This is a genomic window from Mesorhizobium sp. J8, from assembly GCF_016591715.1.
In the GTDB taxonomy this organism is placed as follows: Bacteria; Pseudomonadota; Alphaproteobacteria; order Rhizobiales; family Rhizobiaceae; genus Mesorhizobium.
This window is the reverse complement of sequence record NZ_AP024109.1, coordinates 4,648,452-4,671,975: the sequence shown is the minus strand read 5'-3', so window position 1 is coordinate 4,671,975 and position 23,524 is coordinate 4,648,452. Positions and strand designations below refer to the sequence as shown.

Below are 23,524 nucleotides of genomic sequence, written 5' to 3'. Positions count from 1 at the left end.
GCCGTGACGGAGAGTTTCGATCTCGCCGTTGTCGGCTCCGGTATCCTTGGGCTGGCGCATGCGCTGGCCGCCGCACGGCGCGGCCTGCGCGTCGTCGTCATCGATCGCGATCAGAAGGCGAACGGCGCCTCGATCCGCAATTTCGGCCTCGTCGTCGTTACCGGGCAGGAGCCAGGGCCGGGGCGCCGGCTGGCGGAGCGCAGCCGCGAGATCTGGATCGAGCTCGCGAACGAGGCCGGCATTGATATTCTGCATCGCGGCAAGTTGATTGCGGCACAGCGCCCGGAAGCGCTGGCGCTGCTGGAGACATTCAAGTCCGGCGAGCATGGCGGCGAATGCAAGCTTCTGACGGCGCGCGAGGCTGCCGCGCAGCAAGCCGGCCTCGCCGAGAAGGCGATCATCGGCGGGCTCTACAGTCCGTTCGAGTTGCGCGTGGAGTCGCGCGAGGTGCTGCCGCGGCTGGCATCGTTCCTGGCTGAGAAGCATGGCGTTGTGTTCCGCACCGGCGTCTCGGTGACGGAGATCGCTCCGCCCTTCGTCGAGACCAGCGCGGGACGTGTTCACGCCGCAAAGGTCGTCGTTTGTCCGGGGGACGATTTCAGCTCGCTTTATCCGGAACTGATCGGCAAGCATGGTGTGCAGCGCTGCAAGCTGCAGATGTTGCGCCTTGCCCATCCCGGTTTCCGGCTCCAGTCGGCGCTGATGTCCGATCTCAGCCTGCTGCGCTACGGCGGCTTCGCCAGTCTGCCCGAGGCAGGCGCGCTACGGCAGAGATTGACCCAGGACCGCGGTGCGGCCTTGGCCAACGGCGTTCACCTGATCGTCGTGCAGAGCGCCGACGGATCGCTGGTTGTAGGCGATTCCCATCACTACGGGCTAACGCTCGATCCTTTCGGATCGGAGGCAATCGACCAGCTGATCCTGGGCGAGTTCAAGACACTGTTCGGCGCGGTACCAGGCGTGCTCGCACGCTGGACCGGCAGCTACGCTTCGGCGAAGAATGCCGTGCTGCGCGACACCCCGCATGAGGACGTGCAACTGGTGATCGTCACCAGCGGCACCGGCGCCAGCACCGGCTTCGGGCTTGGCGAGGAGACCATAACGGAGTTGTTCGGCCAATGACGCTCGTCCATACCGAAGGCGAATCCAACAAGGCCGCAGCCCGCCAGGAATGGAGTGCCAGGCAAAACCATGCTCCTTCGCAGGCGCTGTTGCGGCGCGACGCCGACGCATTCCTGCACCAGAGCCTTTCCAGCCCTTGCGTCTCGGCCATCGCCAAGGCCGAAGGGATCTGGATCGAGGACACCGCCGGGCGCCGTTACATGGATTTCCATGGCAACAGCGTCCACCATATCGGCTACGGCCATCCACGGCTCAAAGAAGCTATCGCCAGGCAGATGGACGAGCTGCCATTCGCGCCGCGCCGCTTCACCTGCGAGCCGGCGGTGGAACTCGCCGAGACGCTCGGCGCGCTGGCGCCGGGCGACCTCGGCAAGGTGCTGTTCACGACCGGTGGCTCGGATGCCATAGAGGTGTCGCTGAAGCTGGCGCGCGCGGCGACCGGCCGGTTCAAGACCTTGTCGTTCTGGGATGCTTTCCACGGCGCGGGCTTCGGCGCGTCCAGCGTCGGCGGCGAGGCGACGTTCCGCTCCGGTATCGCCGGGCCGCTGCTGCCCGGCACCGAGCATGTCGCGCCCTGGGCGCCGCACAATTGCCCGTACGGCACCAATTCGCTGGAGGAGTCGGCACGCGCCTGCGCGAGCATGATTTCCTACGTGCTGGGGCGCGAAGGCGACTTCGCCGCCTTCATCGCCGAGCCGATGCGCGCGACGCCGCTGGTGCCGGCACCGGGCTTCTGGAAAGCGGTGCGCGAAGCCTGCGACCGGCACGGCACGCTGCTCATCTTCGATGAGATCCCGACCGGGCTCGGCAAGACCGGAAAGTTCTTCGCCTCCGAGCATGACGGGGTCACGCCCGACATCATCGTGCTCGGCAAGTCGCTCGGCGGCGGCATCCTGCCGATCGCTTCGGTGATCGCGCGCCGCGACCTCGACGTCGCCGGCGACTATGCGATCGGCCACTATACGCATGAGAAGAACCCGGTCACCGCGCGCGCCGCGCTCACCACCATCGCCATCATCCGCGAGGAAGGGCTGGTCGAACGCTCGGCCGAGCTTGGCGCCCATGCGCTCGCCCGCATGAACGACCTCATGCAGCGCTCGCCTTTCGTCGGCGATGTCAGGGGCAGGGGGCTGATGTTCGGCGTCGAGATGGTAGAGGACAAGGCGAGCCGCACGCCTGCGCGCGCGCTTGCCGAGAAAATCTATTATCGCTGCCTCGACCAGGGGCTGAGCTTCAAGATCAGCCAGGGCAATGTGCTGACGCTGTCGCCGCCGCTGGTGATTGCGCGCGCCGATCTCGACCGGGCGCTCGACATTGTCGAGGCCGCCGTGCTGGCAGCCTGAGCCCGATGAAGGCCGTCCGCACCGACAGCGAGCTCGAATGCCCCGGCATCGACGCGGGCTTGAGGGCGCGCGGCGTCGAGCTGGTGACGTTGCCGGACGGCACTCCGGAAGCCGAACTGATGGCGGCGGTCGCCGACGCCGACCTCATCCTGATGTGCTACACGCCGATCACCGCGCGGGTCATCGAGGCGGCGCGACAACTCAAGGGCATCGTCAAATACGGCGTCGGCATCGATGCCATCGACATAAAGGCGGCGATGCGGCGCGGCATTCCCGTCGTCAATGTTCCCGAATATGCGGAAGAGACTGTTGCGGAAGGGGCGTTCGCGCTGTTGATAGCGCTGGCGAAGCGGCTGCCGGCAATCACCGCGGCGGTTTCGCGCGACGGTTGGATTTGGCCCGAGCAGCGCTGGCTGGGACGCGATATCGCCGGCGCCACGCTTGGGTTGGTCGGCTGCGGCAAGATCGGCCGCAGCATGGCGCGCATGGCGGGGCAGGGGTTCCGGGCAAGGGTGCTCGGCTTCGATCCTGGCGTCGACGCGGCGACGATGCAGGCTGCCGGCATCGAGAAAGCCGACGATCTGCAAGCGATGCTGCGGGTTTGCGATTTCGTCTCGATCCACTGCGTTCTGAACGATGACACGCACGGTCTCATCGGCGCGCAAGAACTTGCTTGCATGAAGCCTTCGTCGATCCTCATCAACGTCTCGCGCGGAGCCATCGTCGAGGAAGCCGCGCTTGTCGAGGCGATCGTTGCCGGGCGCATCGCCGGTGCCGGGCTCGACGTCTACTCGCTGGAGCCGCTGACCAGATCCGGTCATCCGATGAGCGCGCTTTTCGATCGCGACAATGTGATCCTGTTTCCGCACCTCACCTTCTTCACATATGAGGCGATGCAGCGGCTCGAGGACGACACTTTGGCTCGCTGCTTCGAGGTGCTCGAGGGCAGGCCGGTGACGATCCGCTCGCGGGATCCGCGTTTGCGCGCGCAGACGGCGGGCGTCGAATTTCTCTGAAAAGTCCGTCGCTTGCGTGAAGAACCGTAACCAAGCGTGCCGGAGAAGACGCCTGCAGTGGCCATGCGACAGTTTCGTGACAAATATCAGCTCAGGCTTGTCTGTCATAAAATAAATAGATTTTACTTATCGATCGGTGACCTCCAAAGTTGACACAACGACGACATGCACCAGCGCTAAGCCGCCCGCAGCGGACCAGTCGGCGCGACCAAGAGTGCGTCGCAGGATGTGCCTTCCAAACACAGGGGAACTGACATGAAATCGCGCAATCTTACCTTGGCCATGACCTTCGCCGCGACGCTGCTCGGCTCATCGGCGCTTGTTGCTCCGGCCTTCGCCGACGGCGTCGTCACCATCTATTCGGCAGACGGCCTGCATGACGGCAACAACAGCTGGTACGAGACCGAGTTCGCGGCCTTCACCAAGGCCACCGGCATCACCGTGCAGTATATCGAGGGCGGCTCGGGCGGCGTCGTCGAACGCGTCGCCAAGGAGAAGTCGAACCCGCAGGCCGACGTGCTCGTCACGCTGCCGCCCTTCATCCAGCGCGCCGCCGCCGACGGCCTTTTGCAGGACTTCAAGCCCGAAGGCTCCGACCAGATCGACGGTGGCACCGACAAGTACCGGCCGCTGGTCAACAACTACATGAACTTCATTTACAACGCCTCCGTGCTTTCGGAAGCGCCGAAGAGCTATAACGACCTGCTCGATCCGAAGTTCAAGGGCAAGATCCAGTATTCGACGCCTGGCCAGGCCGGCGACGGCACCGCCGTCATGCTCGAGATCATCCACGCCTTCGGCGGCGAGGATGCCGGCTTCGAATTCATGAAGAAGCTGCAGGACAACAATGTCGGCCCATCCGCCTCGACCGGCAAGCTGACCGCGCTGGTCAACAAGGGCGAGTTGCATGTCGCCAATGGCGACCTGCAGATGAACCTGTCGCAGATGGCGGACAATCCGAACATCAAGGTGTTCTGGCCCGCCGGTCCGGACGGCACCCGCTCTACCTTCGCGCTGCCCTATGAGATCGGCCTGGTCACCGGCGCGCCCAATTCCGACAACGGCAAGAAGCTGATCGAGTTCCTGCTCTCCAAGGAAGCGCAGTCGACGGTAAGCTCCGTCGCGCTCGGCCTGCCGGCCCGCAAGGATGTGAAGCCGGACGACGCCAATTTCGCCAAGGCGCAGGAGGCGATGAAGGGCGTGACCATCTGGGCGCCGAACTGGGACGATGCGCTCGCCAAGCTGCCCGACTATGTCAAGAAGTGGAACGAAGCGACGGGAAGTTGATCTCCTGGTGAGCAAATCCGGAGGAGCAGCCATGTCGGTGCCCGCTTTCACGGGAAGCAATGTCATGGATGTCGACGCCGCGAAAATTCGCGGTGCCGGATCCAATGTCCACTTCGACAAGGTCAGCGTCGCCTATGGCGCGCATGTCGTGCTGCATCCGCTGACGCTCGACATCGCGCCTGGCGAGATCCTGGCGATGATCGGACCCTCCGGCTCGGGCAAGACCACGGCGCTCCGGGCCGTCGCCGGTTTCGTCCGGCCGGCAAGCGGCCGGATCCGCATCGGCGCCACCGACGTGACCGATCTTCCGCCCTACGAGCGCGGGCTCGGCATGGTGGTCCAGAACTATGCGCTCTTCCCCCATATGCGGGCCGAGGACAACGTCGCGTTCGGCCTCAGGGCGCAAGGGGCCGACAAGGCGCTGATTGCCGAGCGCGTCAAGGATTCGCTCGCAATCGTCGGCATGTCGGGCTTTGCCAAGCGCTATCCGCGCGAGCTTTCCGGCGGCCAGCAGCAGCGTGTGGCGATCGCGCGGGCGCTTGCGGTCAGGCCGCGCGTGCTTCTGCTCGACGAGCCGCTTTCGGCGCTCGACGCGCAGATCAGGCGCAACATGGTCGAGGAGATCGCAAAGCTGCATCGCGACCTGCCTGGACTGACGATCCTCTATGTCACGCACGACCAGACCGAAGCGCTGACGCTTGCCGACAAGATCGCCATCATGCGCGACGGACGGGTGTCCTCGCACGGGCCGACGGCCGAACTCTATCGCCGGCCGCCGAACCGCTTTACGGCGGAGTTCCTGGGTCGCGCGAACCTGTTGCCGGTCACCGTCGCGGAAGGCGCCGCCGGACCGAAGGGGTTCGCCAAGGCCAGGCTCGGCGATGCCGTGCTGGCAGGTGCGGGACGCGGCGAGAAGCCCGGCGACAAGACCTTGCTCTGCATCAGGCCGCAGCATCTCAGCCTCACCGGCGACGCGGAACACACCAACAAAATCGTCGGCACGCTGAAGGAAGTGCATTGGCAGGGCGAGCTCACCCATCTGGTGCTCGATGTCGAGGGAACGCCGGTGCGCGTCTCGGCGACCAGGCTGCCGGTGAGCCTGCCGGAGCGCGGCTCCGCCGTACCGCTCTTCTTCACGCCCGGCGATACCTCGCTCGTACCGGAAGACGTCCGTGGCTGACGCGGCCGTCCTTCCCGCACCGACAGTCAAGAAGGTGCCTGGCCGGTTCTGGATCGTGCCGCCGGCTGCGCTGCTGGCGCTCTTGTTCTTCTATCCGTTGGTGCTGATCGTCCGGCAGGCTTTTACCGACGACAGCGGCATGGCCAATGTCGCCGAGTTCGTGCGCGTGCTGCATGCACGCTTCTTCCTCAACGCCCTTCTCAACACGATCACCATCTCGGTCGCGGCGACGGCCGGGTGCCTGATCGTCGGGCTGGTGCTGGGGCTGATCCTCGCCTTCGTGCCGTTTCCCGGCAGCGGCGTGATCGCACGGCTTATCGACACTTTCATCGCCTTGCCCACCTTCCTGGTGACGCTCGCCTTCACCTTCCTCTACGGCTCGGCCGGCATGCTCAATGCCGGATTGATGGAAGTCTTTTCGCTGCAGGCACCGCCGGTCGATTTCCTCTACTCAACCTGGGGCGTGGTGCTGGCCGAGGTCACCGTCTACTCGCCCTTCGTGCTGCGGCCTCTGCTTGCCGCCTTTTCGCTCGTCGATCGCGGCCAGATCGAAGCGGCCAGCGTGCTCGGCGCGCGGCCGTTCAGGATCGTGTGCCAAATCATCCTGCCGGCCGCCGTGCCGGCGCTGATCGCCGGCGGCAGCTTGTGTCTGTTGTTGACGGTGAACGAGTTCGGCATCGTGCTGTTCATCGGCGCCAAGGGCGTCATCACGCTGCCGCTGCTGATCTACAGCAAGGCCATCCAGGAATCGGCCTATCAGGTCGCCTGCATCATTGCCGTCATCAACATCGCGCTGTCGCTGGGGCTGTTCGGCCTCTACCGGTTCGCCGCCGGCCGTCTCGGAGCATAGGGATGCTGGTCTGGTCGCGCCCCGGTCGCATGTTGATTTGGGCAGTCTTCGCGCTGCTGTTCGGCCTGCTGTTCCTCGCTCCTCTCGCGGTGATCCTGCTTTCCAGCCTGGCCGACCAGTGGAACGGCGTGCTGCCCAGCGGCCTGACAACAGAGCATTACAGCGATGTCGTGCAGGGCGCGGCTTGGCAGGCGGTGAAGGCAAGCCTCGTCACCGGCTTCCTGGCCAGCGCGCTGGCGCTGGTCAGCGGCACCTGGGCAGCACTTGCGCTGCGTATCCAGGACGCAACTTTGGCCAGGGTGCTCGGCGTGCTGTTCTTCATTCCAAGCGCCGTCCCTTCGGTATCCGTCGGACTCGGCCTGCTTGTGGCCTTCAGCCATCCTCCGCTGCTCCTCAACGGTACTATCGCCATCGTCATGGTCGCGCATTTCGTGCTGATCTCGGCCTTCACCTTCGGCAATGTCTCGGCCGGGCTGGCGAGGCTCTCACCCGATTTCGAGCAAGTGGCGTCGAGCCTCGGGGCGCGTCCCGCCTACCGGCTCTGGCACGTCACGCTGCCGCTGCTTACGCCCTATCTGGTCGCCGCCTTCGGCTTGAGCTTCGCGCTGTCGATGGGCGAGCTCGGCGCTACCGTGATGGTCTACCCGCCGGGCTGGGTGACGCTGCCGGTATCCATCTTCAGCCTCACCGACCGCGGCGATGTGTTTGCCGGCGCTGCACTGACCATGGTGCTCGTCGCCGTGACGCTCATCTTGCTGATCGGGCTCGAACGCGTCGCCGGCCGGCAGACCAGATCATAATCTCGCCAATCTAAAATTAGGACGCTCGGGTTAGCTTGGCGTAGCGTTTGGTCACGCGCTCGCGTTTCAGGCGCGATAGCCTCTGCGTCCAGAAGAGCCCGTCGAGTTGATCGATCTCATGCTGGTGGCAGACCGCCAGCAGGCCCTCCGCGTCCTCGAATTGCTCCTCCTCGAGATCCTGATAGCGAACCCGCACGCGGGCGTGGCGCTCGACATCTTCCGTCACGCCAGGCATCGAAACGCTGCCTTCCGTATGGCGGATCGTTTCGGTCGAGGCCTCGACAATCGACGGATTTACATAGATCGAAGGCTTTGCGGCGGGAGGTACCTGGATCACGACAAGGCGTTTCAGGATGCCGATATGCGGGGCGGTTATGCCGATCCCGGGTGCCGCGTGGATGGTGTCGATGAGATCGCCGGCCAGGTTGCGCAGATCGCTGTCGAAAAGCGCTACGGGATCCGCGACGGCGCGCAGTAGGGGATCGGGAAACTTTATGATCGGCCGGACCGCCATGTGTCAGGTGACCGGCTTCTGCAGCACGTCGAATTGCGGGTTGGTTTCCGAAAAGATCGGTAGCGCGGCCGCGCCGAGCACGGAGGTGTCCTTTCCCGCGGCGCCGACCATGACGCGCGGCGTGGTACGCACGCTGGTCGAGCTCACCGAGAGATGGAGCGGTTCCAGCCGGCTGGCCAAAGCTTCGATCACCGGCAGCGGCATGAAGCCGCCGAGCACGACGGTTTCGGGATCGAGCGCCATCTCCAGGATGTCGATCGCCTGCCGCAATGGCTCGACCGCCTCGGCGAGCCAGGCCTCGAAACGAAGGTCGCCCTTTGCCAGCAGGTCTTCCAGAAGCTCGGGAGAAGCATGGTCGGGATCCGCCAGGCCGAGCCTGTCATAGGCCGCGCGCAGCGAGACGTAGCGCTCCAGGCAGCCACGCTTTCCGCAGCCGCAGGCAAGTCCGCCCGGCTGCACGATTATGTGGCCGATCTCGCCGGCATTGTGACGGCTTCCCTTGTAGAGATGGCCGTCGAGGAACAGCCCGGCGCCGAGGCCCGTGCCGATGAAAAGGTAGACGAAGCTGCCGAGCTTGCGGGCAACGCCGTAAAGCCGCTCGCCTATGGCCGCCGCGGTGGCGTCATTCTCGACCGTGACGGCGATACCGGTCAGCCGTTCCAGTTCGTCGGCCACCGGAAAATCCTGCCAGCCGGGAAGGGCCGTCGGACCGACCGACGTCATGCCTTCGACGCCGAACGGCCCGGGCATCGCCATGCCGATGCCGAGCAGTCGTTTCCGATCGAGCCGGCAGGTTGCGATCAGGTCGCTTGAGATCGCGGCAAGCAGCGGCATGGCCTCTGTGGGAGTCGGCCGGTCGACATTTTTCTCGATGCGCGCGCGCATGGTGCCGGAGAGATCGGTGACGACGCCGACGGCAAGCTGATGGTCGAGCTGCAGGCCGATCGAATAGCCGCCGTCGGGGTTGATGGAGTAGGGGACGGCAGGTTGGCCGCGCGCGCCTTTCAGCGTTGCTTCAGGGCGCAGCAACCCGGCCGCTTCCAGTTCCTCGACGATGTTGGAGATGGTCTGCGACGACAGCGCCGTCAACCTGGCGATCGCCGCCCGCGACAGCGCGCCGTTGGTGCGGATCGTTTCGATCACCACACGCCGGTTGTGCGATTTGGCCTGCTCGAGATTTGTGCCGGAGATGGCTTTCTTGAGAGTCATGCGGTCGTTGCCAGTCACCGAAATTGTAGATTGCTACTTTAGAAAATCAAGTTGATTTAATTGGTTGGCGCTCGGCATCGGGCTCGGAGCGCTTCAGGGTTGAAAGCCTCTGGCCGACTTGTCACCCTTGTCGAACGGATATCAACAGCGCTTGTGCTCGATTGGGCAGGAACGATCTGGCTGCTGACGCATTTTGCCTCGCGTCAGCAGCCGAGGGAACCGATGCGCATAGCCCATGTCGCGCCGCTCTACGAATCCGTGCCACCGAAACTCTATGGCGGGACGGAGAGGATCGTTTTCTATATCACCGAAGCGCTGGTCGGGCTCGGACATGATGTGACTTTGTTCGCCAGCGGCGACAGCGAAACGTCAGCCAGGCTGGTGCCTGGACGCGACCAGGCAATACGCCTCGACCCGCGGCCGAAGAAATCGGAGATCGCAGCGCATCTGGCGATGCTTGCCGAGGTGCGCGAGCGCGCCCAAGAGTTCGACGTCATCCATTTCCATCTTAGCCACTTCCTGCATTTTCCGTTCTTCGAGGAGATGGCGGGGCGGACGGTGACGACCCCGCATGGCCGGCTCGACTATGTGGATCTGGCGCCGGCCTACAAACGCTTCCCGCGGTTCCCGATGATCTCGATCTCGCACAGCCAGAAGCGCGGCCTGCCGGATGCGAACTGGCTCGCAACGATCCATCACGGACTGCCGCTCGACGCCTACCAGCCGACTTATGAACCGCGAGCGGAAGAACCATATCTCGCCTTCCTCGGACGCCTGTCGCGCGACAAGCGGCCGGACCGCGCCATCGAGATCGCGCGCCGGTCCGGCTTGAAGCTGAAGCTGGCGGCCAAGATCGGCGATGACGACCGCGCCTATTTCCGCGACAACATCGAGGCGCTGATCGATGGCGACCGCGTCGACTATGTCGGCGAGATCACGGAAGACGAGAAGGCCGGGTTTCTCGGCAATGCGGCGGGCCTTTTGTTCCCCATCGACTGGCCGGAACCGTTCGGCCTCGTCGCGATCGAGGCGATGGCCTGCGGCACGCCGGTGATTGCCTGGAGCCAGGGCGCCCTGCCGGAGATCGTCGACAATGGCGTCACCGGCTTCGTCGTGGACAGCGTAGAGGATGCGGTCGCGTCGATGCCCGCCCTCCTCGATCTGGATCGGCGGCAGGTGAGGGCGGTCTTCGAGAAAAGGTTCTCGGCGACAAGAATGGCGCGCGATTATCTTGCTGCCTATATGCGTCTGACCGGCACGCCGGAGGCCAAGGCCTCCTGATCTTGATACCTGGAGCCGGGTGATTTCAGGCCTGCTCGACCCGAAATCTGAATCCGGCCCTAAATCAAAGAGATAGAGCATGATAACGTCCGAAGGCCGCTTCACACTCGGCATCATGCTCTAGGGCGGGGCAAACAAAGAGGTGACGAATGACGGAGCTCGACGAGCGCAAGCTCGATCCCGCCGTGGCCCTTTCATCGCTCGACGAAACGGCGCCGCGGGAACCGCACCGGCTTTTTGCCCTGAAGCAGGGCGATTGCTTCGCGGTGGCCGACGCCTATGGTGACATCAGAGGATCGGGCGACGGCTTCTTTCGCGACGACACGCGCGTGCTGTCCGAATTCCGGCTGACCATCGGCGGCAGGCAGATGTCGCTGCTCGGCGCCTCGCTCAGCCAGGACAATGTGCTGTTCACGTCCAACCTCACCAACCTGCCGATCCAGAGCGCGGCCGGCCGCGATATTCCCCAGGGGGCTATCCATATCGAACGCGTCAGGCTGTTGTGGCAGGACAGGCTGTTCGAGCGCATCACGCTTTCCAATTACAGCCGCGAGCATTCGACCATCACCGTCTCGCTGCATTTTGCAGCCGACTTCCGTGACATGTTCGAGGTGCGCGGCTCGACGCGGGCGAAGCGCGGCACGACGCATCTGGCAAAGACCGACAAGGAGTCCGTCATGCTCGGCTATGACGGTCTCGACGGGCTGCCGCGCCTGTCGGCAATCTCCTTTTCGCAAGCTCCCGACAAACTAAGCGACAACCGCGCCGACTTCCTGATCGCGGTGACCAAGCGCAGCAGCAAGGTACTGTATGTCGAAGTCGGCCCGGAAGCTTCGGAGGCTCCCAATCGCGACCGTTTCCGCGCCGCGGCGGCGCGGGCCCGCTTCGGCATGCGCGCCAAGCGCAGACATGGCGCCACGGTGCACAGCTCGGGCCGCGTCTTCAACGACTGGGTCGAGCGCGCCCGCGCCGATGTGGCGCTGCTTACCACGGAGCTCCCGACCGGGCCCTATCCTTATGCCGGCATCCCCTGGTTCTCGACGGCATTCGGCCGCGACGGCGTGATCTCGAGCCTGCAGATGCTCTGGCTCAATCCCGGCCTGGCGCGGGGCGTGCTGGCTTTTCTGGCCGAGCACCAGGCGACCGAAACGTCGCCTTTTTCGGATTCCCAGCCCGGCAAGATCATGCATGAGACGCGCAAGGGCGAGATGGCCGCGCTGCGCGAGCTTCCATTCGGCCGCTATTATGGCGGCGTCGACACCACGCCGCTCTATATCCATCTGGCTTCCGCCTATGCCGACCGCACCGGCGACATGGCCTTCATCGACAGGCTCTGGCCTTCGCTGAAGGCCGCCGCCGAATGGACTGAGGAGGCGAGCCGCGCGACCGGTTTCGTCACCTACCAGCGCGCCGCCGAGTCGGGCCTTGCCAATCAGGGCTGGAAGGACAGTTTCGATTCGGTGTTCCACGCCGACGGCCGCATCCCCAAGGGACCGATAGCGCTGGTCGAGGTGCAGGGCTATGTCTTCGCCGCTTTCCGCGGCATGGCGGCGCTCGCACGCCGCCGCGGTGAATTCGCCGACGCCGAGCACTGGGAGAACCGCGCCGAGGAAATGCGGGTCGCGGTGGAGCGGGATTTCTGGCAGGACGACATGAATTTCTATGCTCTGGCCATCGATGGCGAGGGCAAGCCGTGCAAGGTGCGCACATCGAATGCAGGACACCTGCTTTTCGTCGGGCTGCCGCAGCCAGAGCGCGCCAAGCTGGTTGCCGACCAGTTGCTGTCGGCGTCCTTCCATTCCGGCTGGGGGCTCAGGACGCTCGCCGACGATGCGGTGTTCTTCAATCCGATGTCCTACCACAACGGCTCGATCTGGCCGCATGACACGGCGCTCTGCGGCGTCGGCCTCGCACGCTACGGCGAACGCGACAGCGTGGTGCGGCTGATGAGCGGCATGTTCGAGTCGGCCGTGCATTTCAACATGCGTCTGCCCGAGCTGTTCTGCGGGTTCGCCCGGGCTCCGGGCGAAGCGCCGATCGCCTATCCCGTGGCGTGCCTCCCGCAGGCCTGGTCGGCCGGCTCCACCTTCATGCTGATGCAGGCCTGTCTCGGGCTCGAAATCGATGGCTGGGCGGGCGAATTGCATGTCTCGCGGCCAAGGCTCCCGATCGGCATCGACACGCTCACGCTCCGGCATCTGACGGTCGGCGACAAAGCGGTAGATCTCACCTTCCAGCGGGTCGGCGACCGCGTTGCAGCCTTCTTGCCCGACCGGCACGAGGGCCAGGTGCCGCTCATCGTGCGCACGTAAACAAAGCGCCGCAACCGCGTGTTCAACAATCGGAAAATGTCGGAACTGATCGCAGGCTTGCGCGTTCCAGACTTGACCCGGCTTGCCCGTCCGCGGCCGGCACCAACAAAAACAATGAATGGATGGCCGGAGGCAACCTGGCATTTCAATGACACAATATGGCGTCGACCTTTTACTGGTCCTTATTCTCGCAAGCCTCGGTTTGTCCGCACTAGCGATTTTCATTTCCATATCCCGATACCGCCGCAATCATCCGAGGGCATCGGCCATGCCGGGTTCCGGCGACGATTTTGCCACCGAAGCCGCGCGCAAGGTGCTGCGCGAGTTCGAGAAGAACGGGCAGTCCGTCGATGCGGCTCTCGTAAGCTGGTCGCCGGAAACCTTGCGCAAGATCCTAGCCGACGAACTGCCGGATGCGCAGGTGATCGTCGTCTCCAATCGCGAACCCTATATCCACAACGAGACGAAGGATGGCGGCGTCGAGCTTGTCGTGCCGGCGAGCGGGTTGGTTTCCGCGCTGGAGCCGATCACACGCGCCTGCGCCGGCACCTGGATCGCCTATGGCGGCGGCAGCGCCGATCGGACGGTCGTTGACGGAAACGACCGTGTGCAGGTGCCGCCTGGCCATCCCTCGTATACGTTGCGGCGAGTCTGGTTGAGCGACGACGAGTACCAAGGCTACTATCTGGGCTTTGCCAATGAGGGCCTGTGGCCGCTCTGCCATATCGCCTTCACGCGGCCGATCTTTCGCGAGTCGGACTGGGAGGCCTATGAAGCCGTCAACCGCAAATTCGCAGAGACGGTGGTTGCCGAGGCTCGCAACGAGCGGCCGATCGTGCTCGTGCAAGACTATCACTTCGCGCTTCTGCCGCGCATGATCCGCGAGCGTCTGCCCGAGGCAATCGTCATCACCTTCTGGCACATCCCCTGGCCGAACTCGGAAGTGTTCAGCATCTGTCCTTGGCGCGAACGCATCCTGGACGGCCTGCTTGGCAGTTCGATCGTGGGCTTCCACACCCAGTTCCACGCCAACAACTTCACCGAGAGCGTCGACCGCTTCATGGAAAGCCGTATCGAGCGTGCCGATGCCGCCATTTCCTACGGCGGCCAGGTGACGCTGGTGCATTCCTATCCGATATCGATCGAATGGCCGGTCGAGCTCCTGAACGCGCTGCCCAGCGTCGAGGAGTGCCGGCTGCGCGTGCGCAAGCGGTTCAGGATCCCAGCCGGCGCCAAGCTGTGCGTAGGCGTCGAGCGCCTCGACTACACCAAGGGCATCCTCGATCGCTTCCACGCGCTCGAGGAGCTGTTCATTCGGCATCCCGAAATGGTGGGCAAGGTCGTGTTCCTGCAGGTCGCGGCGCCGAGCCGGGGCACGCTGCCAGCCTACAGACAGCTGCATGAGGAATGTCTGCGCTGCGCCGAGAAGCTCAACCAGCGCTACGGCAGCGAAACCTACCGGCCGGTCGTCATGGTGGCCGAGCATCATTCGCAGGCGGCGGTCTATGAACTCTATCGCGCCGCCGACATCTGCCTGGTCACCAGCCTGCATGACGGCATGAACCTCGTCGCCAAGGAGTTCGTCGCGTCGCGCGACGACGAACAGGGCGTGCTTTTGCTCAGCACCTTCGCCGGCGCCTCGCGCGAGCTGCTGGAGGCGCTGATCGTCAATCCTTACGACGCGGCCATGATGAGCGAGGCGATGCTGCAGGCGCTTAACATGGGGCCGGATGAGCAGCGCGAGCGCATGCGGCGCATGCGCGAGATCGTGCGCGACAACAATGTGTATCGCTGGGCCGGCAGCATGCTGCTCGACGCGGCGCGGCTGAGGAAACGCGGCGACCTCGACAGGGTCACCGCTCTATACGACCGGCCGGCAGGCCCCACCGGCGACAATGTCGTCTCCATGTTCGAACGCAAGCAGGCAGTCGGGTTCCGATGAATATCCAGGCAGACCTTACCCCGGCGCTTCCCGAAGGCCGCTGGGCGCTTTTCCTCGACATCGACGGCACGTTGCTGGAGCACGCGGCGCATCCCGACGCCGTCTCGGTCAGCGAGGAGCTGCGCCTTCTCCTGGAGAGGATCGAGCAGCGACTCGACGGCGCGCTCGCCTTCATCACCGGGCGCTCGATAGCAGCCGTCGACCATCTGTTCGACCCGTTGAAACTGCGGATCGCCGGCCTCTACGGGCTGGAGCATAGACTTGTGCCGGACGGGCCGATTGAGGCCGCGGACGAGCCGGCGGATATGGCGGCACTTGCCGACGAGATCGAACTGGAGCTGGCAAGCAAGGCCGTCTATGTCGAGCGCAAGGGGCCGGTGCTCGCCATCCACACGAGAGCCGCGCCGCAGCTTCTGGCGCGGGCGACGGAGCTGGTAGAGGCGGCCCTCAGCCGGCTGCCGAAGGGCTACCGCGTGATCGCCGGCAATGCCGGAGTCGAACTGATGCCGCTCGAAGCCGCCAAGGGCGCCGCGATCCGGCGCTTCATGCAGCTCGATCCTTTCACCGGCAGGCGTCCGGTGTTCCTCGGCGACGACACGTCCGACGAGAACGGCTTCGAAACGGTCAATGCCGCCGGCGGGATCTCGATCCGCGTCAAGCCGCAGGGCGAGACGGCTGCCCGCTTCGCCATCGAGGATGTCGCCAGCGCGCTGGCCTGGCTGAAAGCCAATTTCGTCGAGCCCGCCGCGCCAACGGTCAGCCGCAACCTCGTCGCCTGAGCCAGGCGCCAACCTTTTGTTTCCACGCAATTCCGGACGGAAAACCGCTGCGCACTTTTCCTGGAATTGCTCTATCCGGCTACTGCTGCTGCAGTCCCGTGATCATCGCGATGATCTCGTTCTTGTCGGTCTTTCTGGTCTCGCGCACGCCGATCTGCTTGCCGCGCCTCAAGACGCAGATGCGGTCCGATAGCTTGAACACCTGGTCGAGGCTGTGGCTGATGATCAGGATGCCGACATTGCGCTGCTTGAGCGACTGAACGATCGCTTCCACCTTGGCCGTTTCGGCGACGCCGAGCGCGGCTGTCGGCTCGTCGAGCAGGATCAGCTTGCTCGCCCAGTGCGTCGCCCTGGCGATCGCGACGCCCTGGCGCTGACCGCCGGAGAGGTCGCGGATGGTGGCGTGCGCAGAAGGGATGCGCACGTCGAGCTCCTTCACCAGTTTCTCCGTCTCGGCGATCATGCGGCGGCGGTCGAGCAGGCCGAAGCGGTTCAGCGGCTCGCGGCCGAGGAACATGTTCATGTAGACGGTCTGCTGGTCGGCCAAAGCGAGATCCTGATAGACCACCTCGATGCCGTGCGCGCGCCCCATGGTGGCGTTCGACATCGTCACCGGCTTGCCCTCGATGGTGATCGTGCCGGAGGAGGGCGTGTGCACGCCGGAGATGATCTTGACCAGCGTCGACTTGCCGGCGCCGTTGTCTCCGACAAGCGCGACGATCTCGCCCGGAAAGACCTCCAGCGAGAAATTCTCTATCGCGGTGAGGCCGCCGAAGTTCTTGCGGATGTCCTGAAGCTGAAGGATGGGGGCGCTCATCTCTCACTCCTAAACCGGCCAGGCATAGGGCTCGCCGAAACCGTTCTCGATGGTTTCGACCACCGGCTTGCCCTTCGAGATACCGGAGACGCCGGCGACATAGGCGCGGGTGACGAAGGCCTGGCCGCGGAAGCCGAAGACGGCGCTGTCGCCAGGCCTCGGCGCGTTGGCGCCGGCAGCGTCGATCATGGCGTAGTAGTCGATCGCCGAGGGCGGCGGCACTTCGACGCTCCTGAGCGCCGACGCGGAGGTGGTCGGCTCGGCCGAGACGATCGCCTTGACGTCATAGTCCGGGAAGATCGGATCGATATAGAAGCCGCCGCCGAAGCAATAGGCCTTGCCGCCCGACAGATGCGACACTTCGGTGAGGTAGAGCACGGCAGGCAGCTCCGGCAGGTCTTCCATGACATGCAGCGCCGTGGTGCCGTGCAGACCGTTGCCGGGTTCGCATTGCGTGGCGCCGGCTTGCGCCAGCGCGGCCAGCATGACGCTCGACGTCGTGCCCGGCGCATTGATTTCGATCCCGCTGCGACCCGCCTTGGCGAGCGCCTCGGCCGCCTTGCTCAGCGTCGCCAGATTGGGTGTCGGCAGCACTTTTCGCGCGGCATGGTCGAAGAGCAGGGCAGGGAAGGTGGTGATGCCGGAGAAGCGGCCGCCCGGAACGGCATCGAGCCGGTCGGCGACGGCGACAATCTCGCCGGCGTCGAAGCCGCCTTCATGGCCGCGGTAGAAAATGTCGCCTTCGGCGGCGATGCGGGCAAGCAGGTCCTGGACATAGCCGGCCGCCTTGGCGCTCCTGCCGGCTTCCTCGGCCTTGATGTCGTTGAAGACGGTCCAGTAGTCCGGCTTGAAGGTCCTTGCCGCCGCATCCGCTTCGAATTTCGCGATCTGCTGCAGATGGCCGAGATGGCCGAGCTTCATGCCAGCCTTGTGCGTGGCGCGCGCGCAGGCCATGTCGACGGCGACCGCGCGTTCGATGCCGCCGCGCGTCACCGCCTTGCAGAAGGAACTCGAGCGGCCGACCTGCTTGGTCATGGCGAAGATCTTCAGGCCGAGCCGATCGGCTTCCTGCTTGAGGATCTTTGCATTGCGCTCGACCGTGTCGAGATCGAGCACATAGGCATTGGCCGGCAGCTTGCCCTGCTGGTGCAGGCCGATCGCCGCTTCGATGAAAGCGGGGTTGCGGCGGCGCAGAACGTCGAGAAACATGGAAGGGGCTCCTTCAGCGGGATTTGTCGCGCAGCGACACGGCGACCGCGGTGAGGATGATCAGGCCGCGCACGATCATCTGGTCGGATACCGAAAGGCCCATCAGGATCAGCCCGTTGTTCAGCATGCCCATCATCAGCGAGCCGACGAGGGCGCCGACGATCGAGCCCTTGCCGCCATTGAGCAGCGTGCCGCCGACGATGACGGCGGCGATGACCGTCATCAGATCCGTCTCGCCAAGCGTGTATTTCGCCGCTTGCAGGCGGCCTGCGTAGAGCAGTCCGGCAAGCCCCGCGAGCCCCCCGCTGATGGTGAGCACGGCGAGCCTGATCTTCGGCACGCTGATGCCTGAAACGCTTGCAGCGCGGGCATTGTCACCGGTCGCAAGCACATGCGCGCCGAAACGCGTCTCGCGGTAGACGAGATGGCCGGCGGCGATGGCGATCACCGTCCACCAGATCAGCGACGGCACGCCGAGCAGCGAACCGGAGCCGAAGAAACCGGTGAAGGCCTCGTTGGTGACCGAGATCGAGCGCAGATCGGTCATCGAGCGCGAGACGCCGGCGAACAGGCCCATGGTCGCCAGCGTCACCAGGAAGGACGGCAGCCTGACATAGGCAACCAGCGCGCCGTTGATGAGGCCGATCAGGATACCGGCGCCCAAGCCGGCGACGATACCCGCCGCCATCCCGTAGGAGGCGATGGTGACTGCGGCGGCGAGCGCCGATACGGCAACAATCGAGCCGATCGAAAGGTCGATCTCGCCGGCCGACATGACGAAGACGAGGCCTATCGCCATGATCGTCACCGGCGCCGTCTGCAGCACGATGTTGGAGAGGTTGCGGACGGTGAGGAAGCCGCTGTCCCTCAGCATGAAGGCGAAGAACAGGAAGATCGCCAGGAAGCCCAGATAGACGACATATTGTTGCAGATTGAAGCGGCTGGCGAAGCTGCCCACCTCGGTGCCGGTATTGGCGCTGGTCATGTTCGATCTCCGATGGTGCGTGCTTCGCAGCCTGTCACGCCGTTTACTTCATGGCGTCCGCGATGGTCGCGGGCACATCCTTGTTGAGCGACTTCTTCCAGCCGTCCTTCACCGTCTCCTTGGTGACGGCGATGGAATCGACCGCGTAGAAGGGCTCGGCCTTCAGGCCGACCAGGGAACCCGCCGAGGCGCGCGCCAGCGTCACGCCGATGGAATAGGCCTCGTCGGCGACGAGGGCGGCGATGTTGCCGCCCTTGACCATGTCGAGCGCGGCCGGTTCGTTGAGGTCGAGCGTGACGATCTTGGTGTGCGTGTTGCCGGCGGCGCGCAGCGCGGAGAGCACGCTGAGCGCCGGCTCGGCCCAGGTGACATAGATGCCGTCAAGGTCCGGGTGCTGGGTGATCATCGCCTGCGCGATATCCTCGCTGCGCGCCGGATCGGCCATGCCGGCCTCGGCGGCGATCTTCATGTCAGGGTAGTCCTGCTCGATGGTCTTCTTGAAGGCGCCGTCGCGCTGGTTGGTGACGTAGAAATCGGCGTCGTGGAAGATGTAGCCGACCTTGCCCTTCTTGCCGAGCGCCTCGGCCATGGCGATGCCGGCCTTGTTGCCCATCTGGAAAAGGTCGTCGGAGACGATCGTGACGTAGTCCGTGCCCTGCTTGTAGCCGGCCGGGCAATTGTCGACGAAGCCGAGCTTGACGCCGGCCTGGCGGGCCGGATCGTAGACGGAAGCCGCGGTCGCCGGGTCGACCGGCAGCGACAGGATGATCGACGGCTTCTTGGCCATCACCGTCTCGACATCGGCCTTCTGGCGAGCGGCGTCGAAACCGGCGTCGGTCTGTGCCACCACCTCGATGCCGAGACGCTTGAACTCGTCGCGCGCGCCTGCGTTGACGGCGTTGGTGTACTCGCTCATCTCATGCCAGACGAGGGCCGCGGTGAACTTGCCGTCCTTGATCTGCTGCTCCTGCGCCGCCGTCAGCGTCAGCGAGGCCGCCGGAACCGGCTTCTCGCCGTTCGGGCCGGTGGTAACGCCTTCGGCGGCGAAGGCGTGAGCGGCGAACAGGCTCGCCAATACGGTCATGATACCAAATGCTTTGCGCATGTCGGTTCCCCTTTTTGTTCAGGAAGAGAACCCCGGCCCGGCAAGCCGGGCCGGGGCGTCGGCTTCACTTTGCCGCGTCGAGCACCGACTGCGGCGCGTCGCGGTTGAGCGAATCCTTCCAGCCCTGGGAGACGTTCTCCTTGGTCACCGTCAGCGCCGGCGCGACGACGAAGGCCGGCGTCTGCTGGGCAAGCAGCGACTTCATGCCGGAGGCGGCCATGGCGCGGCCGAGCTCATAGGCCTTGTCGGCGACAAGTGCGGCGACATTGCCGCCCTTGACCATGTCGAGCGCGACAGGCTCGGCGAGGTCGAGCGTGACGATCTTGGTGTGGGTGTTGCCGGCGCCGCGCAGCGCGGAAAGCACGCCGTCGGCCGGCTCGGCCCAGGTCACGTAGATGCCGTCGAGATCGGGATGCTGCAGCAGCATGGCATTGGCCAGTTCTTCGGCGCGGGCGGGGTCGGAAATGCCCTGTTCGGCGACGATCTTGATATCGGGGTAGTCCTTCTCGATAGTCTTCTTGAAGGACTGGTCGCGCTGGTTGGTGACGTAATAGTTGGCGTCGTGGAAGATGTAGCCGACCTTGCCCTTGCCGCCGATGGCCTTGGCCATGGCGTCGGCCGCCTGCTTGCCCATCTGGTAGAGATCGTCGGTGACGATCGAGGCGTAGTCCGTGCCTTGCTTGTAATCCTTGGGCAGGTTGGACAGGAACACCAGCTTGACGCCGTCCTTGACCGCTTGGCGGAAGGCCTCAGCGGAGGTGACGGGGTCGAGCGGCAGGGCCAGGATGACGTTCGGCTTGGCGGCAAGCGCGGTCTCGATGTCGCTGCGCTGGCGGGCGGCGTCGAACTGCGCATCGGTCTTGACCGCGATCGAGATGCCGGCGCGGGCGAACTCGTCGGTGGCGCCGGCGGTCACCGCATTGGTGAAGTCGGAAGAGGTGTGCCACAACAGGGCCGCCTTATAGCCCTTGTCCTTCAGCGCCGCGATGTCGGCATCGCTCAGCGTCAGGCCGGAACTCGGGGTGGCGGTCTCGCCCTGCGGTCCGACCGTCTGTGCGTGAGCCGCGCCGGCGGCGAGCATCAATCCGCCGGCCAAGACGGCAATCCATTTCTTCATCAGCATGTTTTTAGTCTCCCATTTTCTGCTTCGTTGGTCGCTCAGTCGGCCACGCCGCAATAGCGGGCCATGAAGGCTGCGAAGCCGACGATGCCGGCGAGGTATTCCTCGACATCGACGTGCTCCTCGAAAGTGTGGCAGTTGCGGATATCGCCCGGCGCGCAATAGACGGCGGGAATGCCCAACCGATTGACGAAAAAAGACGATTCCGACCAGAAGGGCGCGCCCTCGATCACGCCGCGCCCGCCCATGGCGCCCGCCATCGATTGAGAAAGCAGGGCGACTTCGGCGCGCCTCTCATCGATCTCGGCGGCGGTGCCGCCCAGCCGGTGGTCGCGGCCGGCCGGATAGGCGAACTCCACGGTGATCTCGGGATCGGTGATGGCGCCGCGCACCGCGGCCTCGATCTCGGCGGCCGCTTTGTCGAGGTCCTCGCCCGGCAGGAGCTTGCGGATCAGCGACAGCGTGCATCGCTCGGGCACGGCGATATAGCCGCCGCCGGTGAGGCCGGTGATCAGCAGGAAGCCGCGCCCGGTGAGCTTGTGCTCGGCGCGGGCCGCCACCTCATCCGAATGGTTCCACAGCGCCGTCATGGCGGCATGGGCGGCGCGCAAGGCATCCTTGCCAAGCTCGGGCACGCCGAAATAGGCCGACTTGCCGGTGATCGTGATGTCGGTGATGAAGAAGCCGATCTGCGCGGCATAGACGGCAAGCCGCGTCGGCTCGACATAGACGGTGAAATCGGGCGCCGCGACCGCGCCTGCCTCGATGCGGCCGACGAAATGCTTGATGCCGGCGGAGACGCCGGTGCCGGGCTGGCCGCTCTCCTCGTCGCCGACGAAAGCGAAGGCCACATCGCCCTTGAGGCGGATGCCGGCCTTGTCGAGCAGCGAGAGCGCCGCCAGCGAAGCGGTGATACCGGCCTTCAGATCGCCGGAGCCGCGGCCCCAGACCGCCCCGTCGATGATGGGCGCGCCGAACGGGTCCTCCCGCTCGGTCCCGGCCCAATGCTCGCGCCAGCCATCGACATGAACGGTGTCGGTATGGCCGATGAAGAGCAGGCGCTTGCCGTTGCCGGCACCCTTGCGCTCGCCCCAGATGTTCGGCCTGCCGGGCAGGAAATCCGCGCGGCTCAGGCCGCTCAGTCCCAGCTCGCGCATCTTCTCTTCCAGGAAGCCGACGAAATTCGCCTCGTTGCCGGTGATGCTTTCGCGGCCAATCGCGCCCCTGAACAGCGCCAGCGCGTGGTCGGTATCGAGAGCTGCGCGCAGCCTGGTGACGATATCGCTGGTCACAGCACAACCTCCTTCAAGGCAGCCGCCTGGGCGGTGGGAAGCGAAATCCGGCCATCCGGCGCGTCGACGCCGAACAGCGTGTTGTGCAACTGGCCGAGACCGATGGCGGCCGCGCCGATGAGTGCCGCCCGCGCGCCCAGCTCGCCGGCCTCGACCGTGACCGGGTAGGGGAAGCACAGCGGTATCAGGGCCTTGACGCGCGACAGGATCTCCGGCCTGAGGCCGATCGAACCTCCCAGTATGATTTTTTCGGGATTGGCGACGGCGGCGATCGCCGCAATGCCTTGCGCCAGATAACGCGCCGTCTCGTCGAGCACGATAAGCGCTGCCTTGTCGCCTGCAGCCGCATTCTCGAAGATCGCGGGAACCGCGACCTGGATGCCGGTCAGGGATCTGTAGCGTTCGGTTATCGCATGGGTTGCCACCGCCCGCTCGAACGCGCCGGTGCGCAGCGATTCCGCCGCGAACGGATCGGCGCCGATCGGCATGAAGCCGATTTCGCCCGCGGCATGGGTGGCGCCGCGCACCAGATGGCCGCCCAGCATCAGGCCGCTGCCGACGCCGGTACCAAGCGCGATATAGGCGAGATTGTCGGTGCCCTGGCCCCGGCCAAGCCAGTTCTCGCCGAGCACTGCGAGATTGACGTCATTCTCGATCATCACCGCGACGCCGAGCGCCTTCTCGAACGCGTCGAGCACATTCATGGCGTCGAAACCGGCAATGTTGGGCGCGAGCAGGATGCGGCCGGTCGTGGGGTCCGGCGCCCCCGGCGCGCCGATGACGGCAAGGCGGATCTTCTTGCGCGGGATGCGCTCCCGGGCGGCGGCCTGGAAGGCGAGGGCCGCGATCTGGTCGATGACGAACTGGCCGCCGCGCGAATCGATCGCTGTCGCCGCCTCGGCGAAGATCCGGCAGGTGAGGTCGGTCAGCGCCACCCGTACCTTGGTGCCGCCGAGGTCGACGGCGATGATATAGGCGGCATCGTGCACGAGCTCATAGGTGACGGCCGTGCGCCCGACATGGCCGCTGGTGCGGCCGGTCTCCTGGACCCAGCCTTCCTGCTCGAGCCCGCGCACGATCTCCGAGATCGTCTGCTTCGACAGGCCCGTGAGCTTGGAGATCGAGGCCCGCGAGATCGGCCCGCCCTGGACGATCGCCTCCATGACGGATCGCTGCGAGAATTGGCGGGAAATACGCGGCAGGTCGCTCACATACGGCTCGATTAATTCGTTCTGTCACCGAACTTATTGAGCCAGATCGAAGCTGTCAATCCGTTATTGAACGTTGGTTTGATACGGCTTTCCAGTTGGCGTGCCTGGAAGAGCCAAGTCATGGCCAGGCACCCTGAGCGCCTCGCCTTC

20 protein-coding genes are annotated in these 23,524 nt (G+C 65.0%); 11 read left to right on the top strand and 9 right to left on the bottom strand.

All coding sequences use genetic code 11. From position 1 onward, the window contains the following. Nucleotides 1-3 precede the first annotated feature (3 nt). The 7 genes from MJ8_RS22365 (at nucleotide 4) to MJ8_RS22335 (ending at nucleotide 7,598) form a co-directional block, all read left to right on the top strand. Nucleotides 4-1,122, top strand: a complete 1,119-nt coding sequence (locus MJ8_RS22365; RefSeq protein ID WP_201410896.1) for a TIGR03364 family FAD-dependent oxidoreductase — start codon at nucleotides 4-6, stop codon at nucleotides 1,120-1,122. Next, nucleotides 1,119-2,465 carry an aspartate aminotransferase family protein gene (locus tag MJ8_RS22360; RefSeq protein ID WP_201410895.1) on the top strand — a complete coding sequence of 449 codons (1,347 nt, stop codon included), beginning with the start codon at nucleotides 1,119-1,121 and terminating at the stop codon, nucleotides 2,463-2,465. The genes MJ8_RS22365 and MJ8_RS22360 overlap by 4 nt, the downstream gene beginning before the upstream one ends. Nucleotides 2,466-2,470: 5 nt before the next feature. After that, the gene (locus MJ8_RS22355) at nucleotides 2,471-3,481 is read left to right on the top strand and encodes a 2-hydroxyacid dehydrogenase (RefSeq protein WP_201410894.1); all 1,011 of its coding nucleotides are present in this window, start codon (nucleotides 2,471-2,473) and stop codon (nucleotides 3,479-3,481) included. Between the two features lie 255 nt (nucleotides 3,482-3,736). Next, on the top strand, nucleotides 3,737-4,768 hold the full coding sequence (locus MJ8_RS22350; protein WP_201410893.1) for a 2-aminoethylphosphonate ABC transporter substrate-binding protein: 1,032 nt from the start codon (nucleotides 3,737-3,739) through the stop codon (nucleotides 4,766-4,768). Nucleotides 4,769-4,799: 31 nt separating this feature from the next. Continuing rightward, nucleotides 4,800-5,948 carry an ABC transporter ATP-binding protein gene (locus MJ8_RS22345; RefSeq protein ID WP_201410892.1) on the top strand — a complete coding sequence of 383 codons (1,149 nt, stop codon included), beginning with the start codon at nucleotides 4,800-4,802 and terminating at the stop codon, nucleotides 5,946-5,948. After that, entirely contained in the window at nucleotides 5,941-6,798 is an 858-nt protein-coding gene (locus MJ8_RS22340) for a 2-aminoethylphosphonate ABC transporter permease subunit (RefSeq protein ID WP_201410891.1), read from the top strand. The genes MJ8_RS22345 and MJ8_RS22340 overlap by 8 nt, the downstream gene beginning before the upstream one ends. Nucleotides 6,799-6,800: 2 nt before the next feature. Then, a complete protein-coding gene (locus MJ8_RS22335; RefSeq protein ID WP_201410890.1) occupies nucleotides 6,801-7,598 on the top strand; it encodes an ABC transporter permease subunit in 798 nt (265 codons plus the stop codon). 16 nt (nucleotides 7,599-7,614) lie between these two features. On the opposite strand, the gene MJ8_RS22330 is transcribed toward MJ8_RS22335, so the two are convergent. Next, a complete protein-coding gene (locus MJ8_RS22330; protein WP_201410889.1) occupies nucleotides 7,615-8,112 on the bottom strand; it encodes a peptide deformylase in 498 nt (165 codons plus the stop codon). A gap of 3 nt (nucleotides 8,113-8,115) precedes the next feature. Next, nucleotides 8,116-9,321 carry an ROK family transcriptional regulator gene (locus MJ8_RS22325; protein ID WP_201410888.1) on the bottom strand — a complete coding sequence of 402 codons (1,206 nt, stop codon included), beginning with the start codon at nucleotides 9,319-9,321 and terminating at the stop codon, nucleotides 8,116-8,118. A gap of 222 nt (nucleotides 9,322-9,543) precedes the next feature. On the opposite strand from MJ8_RS22325, the gene MJ8_RS22320 reads away from it, so the two are divergent. The 4 genes from MJ8_RS22320 (at nucleotide 9,544) to otsB (ending at nucleotide 15,635) form a co-directional block, all read left to right on the top strand. Then, nucleotides 9,544-10,602 carry a glycosyltransferase family 4 protein gene (locus MJ8_RS22320; protein WP_201410887.1) on the top strand — a complete coding sequence of 353 codons (1,059 nt, stop codon included), beginning with the start codon at nucleotides 9,544-9,546 and terminating at the stop codon, nucleotides 10,600-10,602. 149 nt (nucleotides 10,603-10,751) lie between these two features. Next, a complete protein-coding gene (locus MJ8_RS22315; protein WP_201410886.1) occupies nucleotides 10,752-12,914 on the top strand; it encodes an amylo-alpha-1,6-glucosidase in 2,163 nt (720 codons plus the stop codon). A 148-nt stretch (nucleotides 12,915-13,062) separates the two neighbouring features. Continuing rightward, nucleotides 13,063-14,856, top strand: coding sequence for an alpha,alpha-trehalose-phosphate synthase (UDP-forming) (locus MJ8_RS22310; RefSeq protein ID WP_201410885.1), 1,794 nt, complete (start codon nucleotides 13,063-13,065; stop codon nucleotides 14,854-14,856). Continuing rightward, nucleotides 14,853-15,635, top strand: coding sequence for a trehalose-phosphatase (otsB, locus tag MJ8_RS22305; protein WP_201410884.1), 783 nt, complete (start codon nucleotides 14,853-14,855; stop codon nucleotides 15,633-15,635). The genes MJ8_RS22310 and otsB overlap by 4 nt, the downstream gene beginning before the upstream one ends. Before the next feature lie 79 nt (nucleotides 15,636-15,714). On the opposite strand, the gene MJ8_RS22300 is transcribed toward otsB, so the two are convergent. The 7 genes from MJ8_RS22300 to MJ8_RS22270 all read right to left on the bottom strand — a co-directional run bounded on the left by MJ8_RS22300 (nucleotide 15,715) and on the right by MJ8_RS22270 (nucleotide 23,374). Beyond that, a complete protein-coding gene (locus MJ8_RS22300) occupies nucleotides 15,715-16,452 on the bottom strand; it encodes an ATP-binding cassette domain-containing protein (protein ID WP_201410883.1) in 738 nt (245 codons plus the stop codon). Nucleotides 16,453-16,461: 9 nt separating this feature from the next. Continuing rightward, nucleotides 16,462-17,661 carry an alanine racemase gene (locus MJ8_RS22295; protein WP_201410882.1) on the bottom strand — a complete coding sequence of 400 codons (1,200 nt, stop codon included), beginning with the start codon at nucleotides 17,659-17,661 and terminating at the stop codon, nucleotides 16,462-16,464. Nucleotides 17,662-17,674: 13 nt separating this feature from the next. Then, nucleotides 17,675-18,646 carry an ABC transporter permease gene (locus MJ8_RS22290; protein ID WP_201410881.1) on the bottom strand — a complete coding sequence of 324 codons (972 nt, stop codon included), beginning with the start codon at nucleotides 18,644-18,646 and terminating at the stop codon, nucleotides 17,675-17,677. A gap of 43 nt (nucleotides 18,647-18,689) precedes the next feature. After that, a complete protein-coding gene (locus MJ8_RS22285) occupies nucleotides 18,690-19,751 on the bottom strand; it encodes a substrate-binding domain-containing protein (protein ID WP_225247990.1) in 1,062 nt (353 codons plus the stop codon). A 64-nt stretch (nucleotides 19,752-19,815) separates the two neighbouring features. Continuing rightward, entirely contained in the window at nucleotides 19,816-20,874 is a 1,059-nt protein-coding gene (locus MJ8_RS22280; RefSeq protein WP_201410880.1) for a substrate-binding domain-containing protein, read from the bottom strand. A 35-nt stretch (nucleotides 20,875-20,909) separates the two neighbouring features. Further along, nucleotides 20,910-22,163 carry a M20 family metallopeptidase gene (locus MJ8_RS22275; RefSeq protein ID WP_201410879.1) on the bottom strand — a complete coding sequence of 418 codons (1,254 nt, stop codon included), beginning with the start codon at nucleotides 22,161-22,163 and terminating at the stop codon, nucleotides 20,910-20,912. Continuing rightward, nucleotides 22,160-23,374, bottom strand: a complete 1,215-nt coding sequence (locus MJ8_RS22270) for an ROK family transcriptional regulator (protein WP_201410878.1) — start codon at nucleotides 23,372-23,374, stop codon at nucleotides 22,160-22,162. The genes MJ8_RS22275 and MJ8_RS22270 overlap by 4 nt, the downstream gene beginning before the upstream one ends. Nucleotides 23,375-23,524 lie beyond the last annotated feature (150 nt).

Excerpts from the sequence above, each read along its gene's own strand:
- MJ8_RS22360 (WP_201410895.1), top strand. The coding sequence starts at position 1,119 with ATGACGCTCGTCCATACCGAAGGCGAATCCAACAAGGCCGCAGCCCGC.
- MJ8_RS22355 (WP_201410894.1), top strand. The coding sequence starts at position 2,471 with ATGAAGGCCGTCCGCACCGACAGCGAGCTCGAATGCCCCGGCATCGAC.
- MJ8_RS22350 (WP_201410893.1), top strand. The coding sequence starts at position 3,737 with ATGAAATCGCGCAATCTTACCTTGGCCATGACCTTCGCCGCGACGCTG.
- MJ8_RS22345 (WP_201410892.1), top strand. The coding sequence starts at position 4,800 with ATGTCGGTGCCCGCTTTCACGGGAAGCAATGTCATGGATGTCGACGCC.
- MJ8_RS22335 (WP_201410890.1), top strand. The coding sequence starts at position 6,801 with ATGCTGGTCTGGTCGCGCCCCGGTCGCATGTTGATTTGGGCAGTCTTC.
- MJ8_RS22330 (WP_201410889.1), bottom strand. The coding sequence starts at position 8,112 with ATGGCGGTCCGGCCGATCATAAAGTTTCCCGATCCCCTACTGCGCGCC.
- MJ8_RS22325 (WP_201410888.1), bottom strand. The coding sequence starts at position 9,321 with ATGACTCTCAAGAAAGCCATCTCCGGCACAAATCTCGAGCAGGCCAAA.
- MJ8_RS22320 (WP_201410887.1), top strand. The coding sequence starts at position 9,544 with ATGCGCATAGCCCATGTCGCGCCGCTCTACGAATCCGTGCCACCGAAA.
- MJ8_RS22315 (WP_201410886.1), top strand. The coding sequence starts at position 10,752 with ATGACGGAGCTCGACGAGCGCAAGCTCGATCCCGCCGTGGCCCTTTCA.
- MJ8_RS22310 (WP_201410885.1), top strand. The coding sequence starts at position 13,063 with ATGACACAATATGGCGTCGACCTTTTACTGGTCCTTATTCTCGCAAGC.
- otsB (WP_201410884.1), top strand. The coding sequence starts at position 14,853 with ATGAATATCCAGGCAGACCTTACCCCGGCGCTTCCCGAAGGCCGCTGG.
- MJ8_RS22300 (WP_201410883.1), bottom strand. The coding sequence starts at position 16,452 with ATGAGCGCCCCCATCCTTCAGCTTCAGGACATCCGCAAGAACTTCGGC.
- MJ8_RS22295 (WP_201410882.1), bottom strand. The coding sequence starts at position 17,661 with ATGTTTCTCGACGTTCTGCGCCGCCGCAACCCCGCTTTCATCGAAGCG.
- MJ8_RS22290 (WP_201410881.1), bottom strand. The coding sequence starts at position 18,646 with ATGACCAGCGCCAATACCGGCACCGAGGTGGGCAGCTTCGCCAGCCGC.
- MJ8_RS22285 (WP_225247990.1), bottom strand. The coding sequence starts at position 19,751 with ATGCGCAAAGCATTTGGTATCATGACCGTATTGGCGAGCCTGTTCGCC.
- MJ8_RS22280 (WP_201410880.1), bottom strand. The coding sequence starts at position 20,874 with ATGCTGATGAAGAAATGGATTGCCGTCTTGGCCGGCGGATTGATGCTC.